This window comes from Maribacter sp. Asnod1-A12 (assembly GCF_045063735.1).
Taxonomy (GTDB): Bacteria; Bacteroidota; Bacteroidia; order Flavobacteriales; family Flavobacteriaceae; genus Maribacter.
This window is the reverse complement of sequence record NZ_JBEFNZ010000006.1, coordinates 1,279,734-1,292,378: the sequence shown is the minus strand read 5'-3', so window position 1 is coordinate 1,292,378 and position 12,645 is coordinate 1,279,734. Positions and strand designations below refer to the sequence as shown.

Below are 12,645 nucleotides of genomic sequence, written 5' to 3'. Positions count from 1 at the left end.
TGTAAAAAGTACAAGTAAAAAAAGCAACTTATTACTTTGTATTATTTACTAAATACTGAATAAAATGGCAAATTTAAAGGAAATACGTAATAGGATTTCATCGGTTTCATCAACGATGCAGATTACCAGTGCCATGAAAATGGTATCGGCTGCAAAATTGAAAAAGGCGCAAGATGCTATTACGGCTATGAGACCTTATGCAGATAAACTTACTGAACTATTGCAAAATTTAAGCGCTAGTTTAGAAGGTGATTCCGGAAGTGTTTATGCCGATAATCGTGCTGTGAACAAGGTTTTAGTGGTTTCAGTTACTTCTAATAGAGGTCTTTGTGGAGCTTTTAATACCAATATTTTAAAGCAATCTACTAATTTGGTCGAAAATGTTTACGCAGGTAAACAAGTAGATTTCATAGCAGTTGGTAAAAAAGCTAATGATTATTTAGAGAAACGTTATAAAGTAATCGCTAATCACAGTGGTGTTTATGACGACTTGACATTTGATAATGTCGCTGATATTGCTGAGAGTCTAATGGGGCTTTTTACGGAAGGTGAATATGATCGTATTGAGATTGTTTACAATAAGTTTAAAAATGCAGCCACTCAAATTGTAATGACAGAGCAATTTTTGCCGATTGTTCCATTAGAAGAAGTTGAAGTAACCGCTAGTGCAGATTATACTTTTGAACCTTCTAAAGTGGAAATCATTGAGCAATTGATTCCTAAATCCTTAAAAACACAATTGTATAAAGGTATTAGAGATTCATTTGCTAGTGAGCATGGTGCGCGTATGACCGCAATGCATAAAGCAACTGATAACGCAACAGAAATGCGGGATCAATTGAAATTAACATACAACAAAGCAAGACAAGCAGCTATTACTAACGAAATCTTAGAAATCGTTGGTGGTGCAGAAGCATTAAATAATTAATACTTCTATTGTACTAATGACTTACTTGAATGAAGTCATGTAAAGCTTGAAAATATATTGAATTGAAAACCCCACCTAAAAGTGGGGTTTTTGGTTTTATAGCTTTAAGATTCCTTTTTTTATCCGACTTTTGCTTTGACCATGAAATCTAAAAAAACCGCTTTACTCTTTATTTTCATAACCATTCTTGTTGATGTCATTGGCATCGGTATAATTCTTCCAATTATTCCTGATTTGATTATGGAATTAACGGGTGAGGGTAATCACATGGCTATTATCTATGGCATGTGGCTGACCACTGCATTTGCTGGTATACAGTTCTTGTTTTCACCAGTGTTAGGTGAAATATCAGATAGGTTTGGTAGAAGACCAATTCTACTTCTCGCGCTTTTGGGTTTAAGTATAGATTATTTGATTCATGCTTGGGCACCAACAATCACTTGGTTGTTTTTAGGTCGTTTCTTAGCGGGATTTACAGGTGCTAGTTTTACAGTTGCTTCTGCTTACATTGCAGATGTAAGTACCAAAGAAAATAAGGCAAAGAACTTCGGATTAATAGGTGCCGCATTCGGAATAGGATTTATCATCGGTCCTGGTATTGGTGGGTTTTTCGGTGAGATTAATATTCGACTTCCATTTTACATAGCTGCAGGCTTAACATTTGCCAATTTCCTTTTTGGATATTTCTTTGTACCAGAATCTTTAGCACCAGGGAATAGAAGACAGATTAATTTTTCTAAAATGATTCCAGGTGTTTCTTTGTTCGCATTGAGAAACTATAAAGGTATTCTGTTATTGATATCCGCTTTTTTCTTGGCAAACCTTGCAGGGCAGGCATTGCCTTCTACATGGTCTTACTACGGTATTGAGCGATATGATTGGACTCCGAAACAAATAGGATTGTCGCTAATGGTCGTAGGCTTATTAGTTGCAATCGTACAAGGGTTTTTAGTAGGTAAGATTGTAAAGAAGTTTGGAAAACGTAAAGTAATTATATTCGGTTTTCTGCTTTGGACAGTTGGTATGTTCTTATTTTCTTTCGCCAAAGAACCGTGGATGCTGTATGCGTTTTTAATTCCGTATGCATTGGGCGGTATTGCAGGGCCCACGGTCCAAGGTGTAATTTCTAACCAAGTATCTGAAAAAGAGCAGGGAATTTTACAGGGATCAATTACTGGTCTGGTTAGTATTACTGCCATACTTGGGCAATTCATCTTCGTGCCCGTGTTTTATTATTTTATACGTCCTGAGGGGTCAATTTACTTTCCTGGAGCACCATATGCTTTGGCGGCAGTATTTCTCTTAGCGGCTTTTATTTTAGCATCTACCGCTATAAAAAGAATGGATATAGAGCCAGAATAAAATCTTTTTTCAATTTAGGATGTAACATTTTCTAGTTTTTGAATCTAAAGGGCAAACAAACAAAAACTCTTACGATGAAAACAATTAAAAATTTACTATTCGGATTACTAATTTTATCTGCACTTTCAACAACGGCACAAGGCAATCCTTTTGAAGTAAAAGTTACTGGCGAAGGAAACCCAATTCTTCTTTTTCCTGGATTTGCGTGCACAGGTGAAGTTTGGGATACTACAGTAGCAGAGCTATCTAAAGAATATGAATGTCACGTTTTTACTTTTGCCGGATTCGGTGACGTTGCTGCCATTGAAAAACCTTGGTTACCAAAAATAAAGGAAGGTGTTGTATCCTATATAGCAGAAAATAAATTAGAAAATCCTGTTTTACTAGGTCATAGTTTAGGTGGTGCATTGGCACTTTGGATGGCAGCAGAGGGTAATTCATATAAAGAACTGATCATTGTAGATGCTTTACCATCAACCGGTGCTTTAATGATGCCCGATTTTAAAAGTGAGTATATGGTGTATGATTCGCCATATAATAAACAAGTATTGGCAATGCATGCAAATGATTTTGAAGCTATGGCTACTCAGATGGCATGTGGTATGACCAAAGGAAAATCAAATCAAGAAATAATTAAAAATTGGATGATTCAGGCAGATAGAGAGACCTATGTCTATGGGTATACAGATTTATTGAAGTTAGATTTACGTGAAGATTTGTCTAAGATAAATGCACCGGTGACTATTTTGGCGGCTACAGAACCTTATGGTTTAGAAATGGCGAAATCTACTTATGACCTACAGTATAAAGCGCTTGCAGAATACACCATTGAATTTGCAAATGGCTCATCACATTTTATCATGTATGATCAACCACAGTGGTTTATAGAGAATCTTAAAAATGCGTTGAAGAACTAATGGGATCAAAAGAAATCGCATACCAGAAAATATATGAAGAAAACTACCCAAAAGTAATGCGATTATGCATGGGGTATACTGCAGGTAACCAGTCTCTTGCTAAAGATCTGGTACAAGAAGCTTTTATAAAAATTTGGCAAAATTTAGACGGTTTTAGAAATGAAAGCGGAATAGGCACTTGGATTTACCGTATTTGTGTGAATACCTGTTTAGCTGAAATACGGCGCGAGCGTAAAAAGGAGAGAGAACTTCAGATTGATAGTCTGCAGGTAAGTGACAGCAGTGACAATTCTGTTGAAAAAGAAGATATGTTAGTGCAATTATACAAGTGCATAAATAAACTAAGCAGCACTAATAAAGCAGTAATATTATTGGAATTGGAAGGCTTGCCCCAACTAGAGATTTCAGAAATAATTGGGATAAAACATGAAGCTGTACGAACTAGAATTCATAGAATAAAACAACAACTTACAAAATGTGTAAACAATGAATAATTTTGAAGATTTACAAAATAAATGGCAGAACCAATCTGAAGTTACTGCAACCGAAGACGGATTTCAATCGCTTTTAAAAAGTGTAAAATCCATAGAACAGAAACAAAGAACAGGAAACATAGTTTTGACCCTTACTATTATTATTCTAGTTTCTTTTCTAATTTATGTTTCAGGTTATAAGAGCGCGACATTTATGCTTGGTATTGGTTTAATGATCGGTAGTTTAGTGATTAGAATTGCTATTGAATTGTTTAGTTTAAAGAGGCTGCGTACCATAAACTTTAGTAAAGATGCAAGTACTTTTACTGAAGATTTAACTACCTATTATTCCTTTAGAAAATATACTCATTACATCATTACGCCTTTAGCTCTTGTAATTTATACCGTTGGGTTTATAATATTATTGCCATTATTTAAGGCTAGCTTATCAAACGGATTTTATATCTATATTTTATGCTCATCAGTAGTGTTTTTAGTCCTGTTCTCTGTGTTTTTATACAGACAAGTAAAGAATGAACTTTTTAAATTGAAGCAATTGCAAATGCAAGAGGGAGTATAATATTTGTGATCACGATGTTAAATGACCTATTAAACCCATATTACTTATTATCTTTATAAGAATAATATGGGTCTAATGAAATATGTACTTAGTTGCTTTTTAATTTTCTGTCTTTGTTTAACCAGCTGTACCTCACAAAAAAAACTAAAAGCAGAAGCTCCATTTGAGATAGGTAGCGCTACTTGTCAGCAATATGTTGGCGGTAGAGAAGAAAGTGGCTCTGGTACCGAATTACGTATTCCGGTTTCATTACTTGAAAATTCTGATATCGAATTAAATGAAGTTTATTTTCGCGGTAAGCAGGTAAAGGCATTAGTGAATATGGTAGATAATCAAAAGATGATTGTGGTTAGAATACCTAACAACAATCCTGAATCATCTGAAACTTTAGATTTAAAATTAAATACAGATGAAGCTGTTATAAGTTATAATGAAAATGGAGAAATGAAATATGCTAAAGTAAATGGCATAAAACAAAAGCAACCATTAATTTATAAGGGCGCAACCAAAAACTAACTTTGTAACTAGGCTTTTAATAGGTACTTTTATCGCCTGAATGTATAGTGCTTGAATCCACTCAAAAAACTTTTTAAACAAACTGCAATCTATGGCTTGGCAACTGTCTTGCCTAGGATGCTTAATGTTATATTGGTACCTATCTATACTGGTGTAATGCAGCCAGGTTCATATGGGGAAGTCGTTGTGATTTTTGCATATTTTGCTATTTTCAATGTCTTCTTGGCCTACGGTATGGAGACTGCCTTTTTTAGATTCTATATGGATACAGAAAATAAAAAAAGAGTAGTTTCTACATCGTTGATGTCCATTTTGGGATCAACTATGTTATTTATGCTCATTGGGTTTTTGTTTAAATCTTCATTATCCGATGTTTTTGAAATATCCAGTGAGTATATAGGCTATGTTTTTTGGATATTGGCTTTAGATGCTTTAGTTATAATTCCGTTTGCTTGGTTAAGAGCAAATGAAAGACCTATGCGTTATGCCATAGTAAAGCTGGTCAATGTAGCTTTGAACTTAGGTTTGAATTCGTTTTTCTTAATTTTTCTACCCAAAATTGCAGCTGCAGATAGCTCAGGTTTTTTAGGTTCTATCTATAAACCAGATTTTGAGGTTTCATATATTTTAATTTCTAACTTGGTTTCAAGTGCTGTCACATTAATTTTAATGTTAAGGGTTTATTTACGAAGACCTTATGTCTTTGATATGGATATCTGGAAAAGAATGCTAAAGTACGCCATGCCGGTAATGGTAGCGGGTATTGCATTTACCGTAAATGAAGTATTGGATAAAATTTTACTAGAAAAGATTTTACCTGTAGAAATCGCTAGTGATGAAGTGGGTAAGTATGGAGCTTGTGTAAAATTAGCCGTATTTATGACCTTATTTGCAACTGCATTTAGAATGGGTATTGAACCTTTCTTTTTTAGTCATTCAGACACAAAATATCCGCAAAAGGCGTATGCCCAAATAACGAATTACTTTGTAGTGCTTGGGAGTACCATTTTACTTGCTGTAGTTGTATTTTCTGATGTATTAAAGGTTCTTTTTGTTCGTGATGAAGCATATTGGGAGGCAATGCCAGTTGTACCAATAATTTTGTTGGCAGCCTTCTTTTTAGGTATTTACCATAATCTATCGGTTTGGTATAAAGTTACCGATCGTACAAAATTCGGTGCATATATTTCAATGATAGGTGCTGTGTTAACTATTATCATCAATCTAATATTCATTCCGTATTTCGGATATATGGCATCAGCCGTTGCAACTTTATTAGCCTATGGGACCATGATGTTGCTTTCATTCTATTTTGGGAGAATGTATTATCCTATTCCGTATAACTTTAGAAAAATTATCTTTTATTTAGGAATATCCATCTTGTTTTCTATTCTTTCATTTTACATTTTTGATAGAAACCTTTTTGTTGGTATACCGCTATTAATTCTGTTCTTGGGTCTAGTGTATAAATTAGAGTTTGAGAACCTTAAAAAACTATATGTAAACAGATGAACATAAAAATTATTAATAAGTCGAATCACGATTTACCGCATTACGAAACAAGTGCTTCTGCAGGTATGGACTTAAGAGCTAACCTTACCGAAGCTGTTACCTTACAACCCTTAGGAAGAGCTATTATACCAACTGGTCTTTTCATTGAATTACCAGTTGGTATCGAAGCTCAAGTAAGACCTAGAAGTGGTCTTGCCGCTAAAAAAGGAGTAACAGTACTTAATGCGCCTGGCACAATTGATGCAGATTATAGAGGTGAAGTGGGAGTAATATTGATAAATCTTGGTAGTGAAGATTTTGTAGTTGAAAACGGAGAACGTATTGCACAAATGGTAATCGCCAAGCATGAACGTGCAGATTGGAATCTTGTCGATAACTTGTCTGAGACTGCAAGAGGTGAAGGCGGATTTGGAAGTACAGGTGTAAAGTAATTTTATAATATTGAAATGAAGAAGTTGATTTTTTTGGGCGTGCTCTTTGGTGTTTTTGTTACACCGAGGTTAGTGCATGCGCAAGAAAATCAAGAACTGAAGGTGGAGCAAAGCTCAGAAGTTTTTCTGGAAGAATATTCAGATACTTTTCAAGAGAACTTTTTTGAAGGGCTAAAACAAATGGGGATACGAAATTATGATCGTGCTATCACCTATTTTCTGGAATGCAAACGTCTTCAACCGCAAAATACGGTCGTCTCTTTTGAGCTTGCCAAGTTTCATTTGTATGATAAGCAATTTATACGTGCACAAGAATATGCATTAGAAGCGCTAAACGGTGAGCCTGAGAATTATTGGTATGCAGAAACATTGGTTGATGTTGTAGATGCCAAAAAATCTGTAATAGAAGAAGTAAAGGGAGAATTACCATGGAGCAATGTTGAGCTTAGGGGTAATTTGGCGGAAATCTATTATCTAAATGAAGATTACCTTACCGCTAAGACCATGTTGAAAGGGATTAAAAATTCTAAAAAGCAAGAGTATCTAGAAAGTAAAATAAATGACTCTATTGCTCAACAAAAAAGGAAACTGGTACCTGTAGCAAAAAAAGAAGGTGTCGTGCCTTCTGAAGATTTAAATAGTGTAGAAGGGTACAAGTCAAAAATCGAAACCTTGCTTACTACTGGTTCTGACATTGATAATTTACTTGAAACAACTGAGGAGGCAATGGAGCGTTTCCCTTCTCAACCGTATTTTTATTATGCCAACGGAACCGCTTTGAATAAAGCCTTGAAATATAAAGATGCTATAGAAATTCTAGAAACTGCTTTAGATTATATTATTGATGACACTGCCTTAGAACATGCCGTTTATAAAGAATTGGCAAATGCATATACGGCTACCAACAATACCTCTAAAGCAAATATGTACCTTAGTAAAATTAAATAGGAATTACAGATGACGAAGTTTTTGAGTATGATGAAGATAAAGTATGTTTTACTAATCGTAGTAATAGCTTTTACTGCATCCTGTAAAAGTACAAAGGTGATTTCTGGTGGTACTGTAGATGCTAAATTAACGTCTAAATCGGTTATAAAAGCGCATTATCAAAATGAAGCAGGTTTTAATACATTGACAGGTAGGGTTAAAATCGATTATTCTGATGGCGAATCTTCTCAAGGTGTTTCCGTAAGCTTGAGAATGGAGAAGGATAAAGCCATATGGATGAGCGCACCACTTGGTATTGTTAAAGCTTATATTACCCCAGAAAGAGTATCGTTTTATAATAAGTTGGAAAACGAATATTTTGATGGTGATTTTTCATATTTAAGCGATTTGCTGGGGACCGAGGTAGATTTTTCTATTCTACAAAATTTATTGACCGGTCAGGCAATAGTAGATTTAAGAGAGGAAAAATATGATGTTGGTATTTCTGAAGATACGTATAAGCTTACGCCTAAGCAGCAAGGTACTTTATACAAAACCTTATTTCAGATAGAGCCTAAAAATTTTAAAATGGCATTGCAGCAGCTTTCTCAATCTGCAGACAAACGCTTATTAGAAATTGATTATAAAAATTATCAAATAATAGATAAAGAAGTTTTACCCAATGAAATTATGGTAAAGGCTATAAGTAAGGATAAGATGAATACGATCGACCTTGAGTTTAAAAATTTAGAATTGAACGGAAAAGTCAACTTTCCATATTCAATACCAAAAGGGTTTAATGAAATAGAGTTGTAAGCAGATGTTGTTCAAATTAAAAAATGTTTTTTTTCTATTAGTACTGTTCACTGCAGTCTCTGCTATTGCGCAGACTAGTGAGCAAAAAGCCTTAGAGGAAAAACGTGAGCAGCTTCAATCTGAAATACGTGATATCAATAGATTGCTTTTTGCCGAAAAAAAGGAAAAAGGGAATGTCTTAGATCAAATGGAGGCGTTGGATAAAAAAATTACCGTTCGTCAACAGTTAATTCGTGTTACCAATCAACAATCTAATTTATTGAATAGGCAGATCAATACCAATATTAGAAATATAGGTAAGCTAAAGACAGAGCTGCAAGAAGTAAAGGACGAGTACGCCAAAATGATTCAAAAGTCATATCAGAACAAATCCAAACAAAATAGATTAATGTTCCTGTTGTCTTCGGAAAGCTTTTTTCAGGCGTTTAAAAGGCTTCAGTATATGAAACAGTATACAGACTATAGAAAAGAACAGGGAGCTCAAATATTAGCTAAAACCGAAGAACTTTCGCGCTTAAATGCAGATTTGAACGAAGAGCGAAAAGTGAAAGAGGTTTTATTGGCTCAAAATAAAAAAGCAAAAAATCAATTATTCGCTGAAATACAGACTCAGAAAGCATTGTTGGGAACTATCCGCAAGAACGAGAGTAAATATACCAGTGCCATTGATAAGAAAAAGAAGGAAGCTAGAAAGATCGATCAGCAGATAGAAAAGCTGATCAGAAGTGCTATTGCAGCTTCTAATAAAAAATCTGGTAGCAAGACTAATAATACTAGTAAGTTCGTTTTAACTCCTGAAGCAACCGTAATTGCAAATAACTTTTCCGCAAATAAGGGCAAGCTTATTTGGCCGGTTGAAAAAGGAGTTAAAAGTCAAGGTTTTGGGGTATATGCCGATCCGGTTTATCCAGGAATAAAACATCAAAGTAACGGTGTTATCATTGCAACTGATGAGGGTTCTAAAGCCCGTGCCATTTTTGAAGGCGAGGTAATAGCTATTTTAGCTGTGCCAGGTGGTAATAAAGGGGTGCAGATCAAACATGGTAATTTTATTAGTACTTATTATAACCTTTCTGAGCTTTACGTGAAAAAGGGCGATAAAGTAGCCAGTAAAGAAGAACTTGGCGTAGTTTACACGAATAAGAACAATGGTCAGACCCGATTAAAATTCTATCTATATCAAGATACATCTCGTCTTAATCCAGAAGAATGGGTGTATCGTCTTTAAAACTTTACACAAATGAAACAGCAACAAAGAATTACGGATATTAAAGGAAGCTTTAAACTGCGCAATGGGGTTCAAATGCCTTATTTAGGCTTAGGTACTTACCAATCAGATAATGATCAAGAGGTTGTAGATGCAATAAAGAGTGCACTTCAATTGGGGTATCGTCATATAGATACTGCTGCTGCTTATAAAAATGAAGAGGGCGTAGGTAAGGGTATACGAGAAAGTGGATTAAATAGAAGTGAAATTTTCTTGGTAACTAAAGTTTGGAATTCCGATCAAGGATATGAAGAAACATTGAAAGCTTTTGATGCGAGTTTAGAACGTTTAGGTGTTGACTACCTAGATTTATATCTTATTCATTGGCCGGTTGAAGGCAAATACAAAGGTACTTGGAGAGCTTTAGAGTATTTGTACGCGCAAAAGAAGATTAGAGCTATTGGTGTAAGTAATTTTCTAAAACATCATTTAGAAGATTTGATGAGTGATTGTACCGTGGTGCCTATGGTGAACCAAATGGAATTTCACCCTTATTTAGTTCAGCAAGACCTGATCGATTTTTGTGCCGATAACGGAATTCAATACGAGTCTTGGTCTCCTTTTATGCAGGGTAAGGTTTTTGAGTTGGATATTTGTGCAGATTTAGCCAGTAAATATCATAAGAGTGTTGCACAGATTATTTTACGCTACAACCTTCAAAAAGGTGTTGTTGCTATCCCAAAGTCTGTTCATGCAAAACGTATTGCATCTAATGCCGATATTTTTGATTTTGAGCTGTCTGATGCTGATATTACTTTTTTGGATGGGTTGGAAACAGGTGAGCGTACTGGACCCGATCCCGATAACTTCAATTTTTAGCAGCTAATTTTATCAATACTATTTTTCTGTTATTTAAATAATATGATTTCTTTAATTCTAAGTTATCATGTTGATTTTCATACTATTATGTGAGGGTGGGTTGGTTATTTTTTCCGAATTTTACTGTATTAATTAGTAAAGGAGAGCTATTATGAGTAATACAATTAGTTTAAATTCGGAGTCTAATCAAAATGGTATTAATAGAGATGATAAGTTTAATTTACCAAGTATAATTAGTTTTAAGTCTTATATGCAAATGGCTGTTTTTCTTGTTTTTAGCTTAATTTTTGCGGTGTTAGGTTCTTTAGCTTTTGCAATTATTTTTTTTATAATAGGTGTAGTGGGATTTACGGTTCTTTACTTATGGGACAACATGAAAGGTTTAGATATGGACGTTTCATTTCAAATTGAAGTTAATCAGTCAGAATTAGAAAGAGAATTATATGAAGTGGCTGCTTAATCTTCTTACTTTGTGAATAAAGCTTTAAGCTCGGTTGCATTATCAGGTTTCATTTTTCCTGCTAATACTAAACTTAATTGCTTTCTACGAAGTGCACCTTCATATCTTGTAATTTCTAGTGGGGTTTCTGGTGCTAGTTCGGGTACTTCGGTCGGCTTTCCGGTATCATCTACGGCAACAAAGGTATAGATAGCTTCATTAGCCTTGGTGCGCTTACCATTGTAGCGGTCTTCTATCCAAACATCTATATATACCTCCATGGATGTATTATAGGCTCTTGAAACGGCTGCTTCTACAGTTACAACACTACCCAAAGGTATGGCTAAATTAAAAGCTACATGATTTACAGATGCGGTAACGGTAATTCTACGGCTATGTCTGCCAGCTGCAATACTGGCTGCACGATCCATACGCGCTAATAATTCACCACCAAATAAATTTTGAAGTGCATTGGTTTCACTTGGGAGAACCATATCTGTCATTGTAGTACGTGATGCTGCAGGAGTCTTTGCTTCCATTAATTAGAAATTTTTCGCAAAGATACGGGCATCAATAGTACTTATAAAATGTGTACGGGTTTATTTTTCGGTTAATAACCAAGCATCTTTAGACTGCGTACGTTTTATTTCACGTAAGGCTTTCAGTGCGTCGTTGGCGTTAGTATAACTGTCGAATGTTACCATATGAAGTCCATATGCATTCGTGCCATAATAAGCCGCATTAAATCCGTTTACTTTTAACTGTTCGATTTTTCTATCGGCATTCCCTTTTACCCTAAATGCTCCTGCAACAATAAAATGTGTTGATTCACCTTTGTTGATAGAAGTTTTTTCTACAGAAGTAGTAGATGCTTCAACGGTAACTGTAGGCAATTCTAATGGAGATAGGTCAAAAAATGTAGCTTCTTGTATTTGCTTATTCACGAATTCTTGTGCGTCTTGTCTGGCAACTTGCTCATTTGTTCGTTGTTGTTGGTAGGCGCGGTAACCGGTTATACCTGTAGAAAATGCCAACATTAGAATAGCGGCATATTTTAAATAAGGTCTAAAACGGCTGGTTTCTCTACGTTCAGGACTAATAACGAACGGTATTTTTTCTTCTATTTCTACGACTTCTTCTTTTAAAACCTCTCTAGTTACAGGTATTGAATTGAAATTAGATAGACCGAATGATGAAGTTAGATAGTTTGTTTCATTTGCAGGTTGAAACAATATTTTATCTTCTTGATTTCTTGTTAGGGAACCAATATTATTTAAGTGCAAAGAAGTTTCTTTAACTAAAACCTCTTGCCAAGATTTTACTTGATTTTCAATTTCAACCAATGCCGTTTCATAAGAAACTTTTTCTGCATTTGATACATAAGAAACCAAAAGACCATCATTTGAGATGAGCTGTCTATTGAAAACAATAGATTTATTTGGCGCGCTAAACGTATTAGTAACCACGTTTATTTTGGCTGAATTTTTTTGGGTAAGGAATGCTCCAAAACCGGGAACAACAACACAGTTGTACCTATAAAGTAAATCGCTTATATAGTGTTCTAAAACCATAGGATCACAAATATGGAAAAAATATAGAGGTATAAAAACCCCTTTCGTAACTTTTTATTAACATATTTTTTTCGCTTATTTGTGAAC

General features: G+C 34.8%; 15 protein-coding genes. 13 read left to right on the top strand and 2 right to left on the bottom strand.

Annotation, left to right across the window (positions count from 1 at the left end):
* Positions 1–64 precede the first annotated feature (64 nt).
* The 13 genes from atpG (at position 65) to ACJJVP_RS05340 (ending at position 11,008) form a co-directional block, all read left to right on the top strand.
* The gene (atpG, locus tag ACJJVP_RS05400; protein ID WP_405411475.1) at positions 65–928 is read left to right on the top strand and encodes an ATP synthase F1 subunit gamma; all 864 of its coding nucleotides are present in this window, start codon (positions 65–67) and stop codon (positions 926–928) included.
* A 141-nt stretch (positions 929–1,069) separates the two neighbouring features.
* Positions 1,070–2,290, top strand: coding sequence for a TCR/Tet family MFS transporter (locus ACJJVP_RS05395; protein ID WP_405411473.1), 1,221 nt, complete (start codon positions 1,070–1,072; stop codon positions 2,288–2,290).
* Between the two features lie 74 nt (positions 2,291–2,364).
* Entirely contained in the window at positions 2,365–3,207 is an 843-nt protein-coding gene (locus tag ACJJVP_RS05390; RefSeq protein ID WP_405411471.1) for an alpha/beta fold hydrolase, read from the top strand.
* Positions 3,207–3,701: an RNA polymerase sigma factor gene (locus ACJJVP_RS05385; protein WP_405411468.1), complete on the top strand. Its 495-nt coding sequence runs from the start codon at positions 3,207–3,209 to the stop codon at positions 3,699–3,701. The genes ACJJVP_RS05390 and ACJJVP_RS05385 overlap by 1 nt, the downstream gene beginning before the upstream one ends.
* Complete coding sequence (locus ACJJVP_RS05380) at positions 3,694–4,260, top strand: hypothetical protein (protein WP_405411466.1); 567 nt, start codon at positions 3,694–3,696, stop codon at positions 4,258–4,260. The genes ACJJVP_RS05385 and ACJJVP_RS05380 overlap by 8 nt, the downstream gene beginning before the upstream one ends.
* A gap of 75 nt (positions 4,261–4,335) precedes the next feature.
* Complete coding sequence (locus ACJJVP_RS05375; RefSeq protein ID WP_405411464.1) at positions 4,336–4,776, top strand: hypothetical protein; 441 nt, start codon at positions 4,336–4,338, stop codon at positions 4,774–4,776.
* A gap of 51 nt (positions 4,777–4,827) precedes the next feature.
* The gene (locus tag ACJJVP_RS05370; protein WP_405411463.1) at positions 4,828–6,288 is read left to right on the top strand and encodes a polysaccharide biosynthesis C-terminal domain-containing protein; all 1,461 of its coding nucleotides are present in this window, start codon (positions 4,828–4,830) and stop codon (positions 6,286–6,288) included.
* A complete protein-coding gene (gene dut / locus ACJJVP_RS05365) occupies positions 6,285–6,719 on the top strand; it encodes a dUTP diphosphatase (RefSeq protein WP_405411461.1) in 435 nt (144 codons plus the stop codon). Before ACJJVP_RS05370 ends, dut begins: the two co-directional genes overlap by 4 nt.
* Positions 6,720–6,734: 15 nt before the next feature.
* Positions 6,735–7,667: a tetratricopeptide repeat protein gene (locus ACJJVP_RS05360; protein ID WP_405411459.1), complete on the top strand. Its 933-nt coding sequence runs from the start codon at positions 6,735–6,737 to the stop codon at positions 7,665–7,667.
* Positions 7,668–7,676: 9 nt separating this feature from the next.
* A complete protein-coding gene (locus tag ACJJVP_RS05355) occupies positions 7,677–8,462 on the top strand; it encodes a DUF4292 domain-containing protein (RefSeq protein ID WP_405411456.1) in 786 nt (261 codons plus the stop codon).
* Between the two features lie 4 nt (positions 8,463–8,466).
* On the top strand, positions 8,467–9,690 hold the full coding sequence (locus tag ACJJVP_RS05350; RefSeq protein WP_405411453.1) for a murein hydrolase activator EnvC family protein: 1,224 nt from the start codon (positions 8,467–8,469) through the stop codon (positions 9,688–9,690).
* A 12-nt stretch (positions 9,691–9,702) separates the two neighbouring features.
* Entirely contained in the window at positions 9,703–10,548 is an 846-nt protein-coding gene (locus ACJJVP_RS05345) for an aldo/keto reductase (RefSeq protein ID WP_405411451.1), read from the top strand.
* A 151-nt stretch (positions 10,549–10,699) separates the two neighbouring features.
* The gene (locus ACJJVP_RS05340; RefSeq protein ID WP_405411448.1) at positions 10,700–11,008 is read left to right on the top strand and encodes a hypothetical protein; all 309 of its coding nucleotides are present in this window, start codon (positions 10,700–10,702) and stop codon (positions 11,006–11,008) included.
* A gap of 5 nt (positions 11,009–11,013) precedes the next feature.
* Here the strand turns inward: ACJJVP_RS05340 and ACJJVP_RS05335 are convergent, their stop codons facing one another.
* Complete coding sequence (locus tag ACJJVP_RS05335) at positions 11,014–11,526, bottom strand: acyl-CoA thioesterase (RefSeq protein WP_405411446.1); 513 nt, start codon at positions 11,524–11,526, stop codon at positions 11,014–11,016.
* A gap of 60 nt (positions 11,527–11,586) precedes the next feature.
* Positions 11,587–12,558 carry an SPOR domain-containing protein gene (locus ACJJVP_RS05330; protein WP_405411444.1) on the bottom strand — a complete coding sequence of 324 codons (972 nt, stop codon included), beginning with the start codon at positions 12,556–12,558 and terminating at the stop codon, positions 11,587–11,589.
* Positions 12,559–12,645 lie beyond the last annotated feature (87 nt).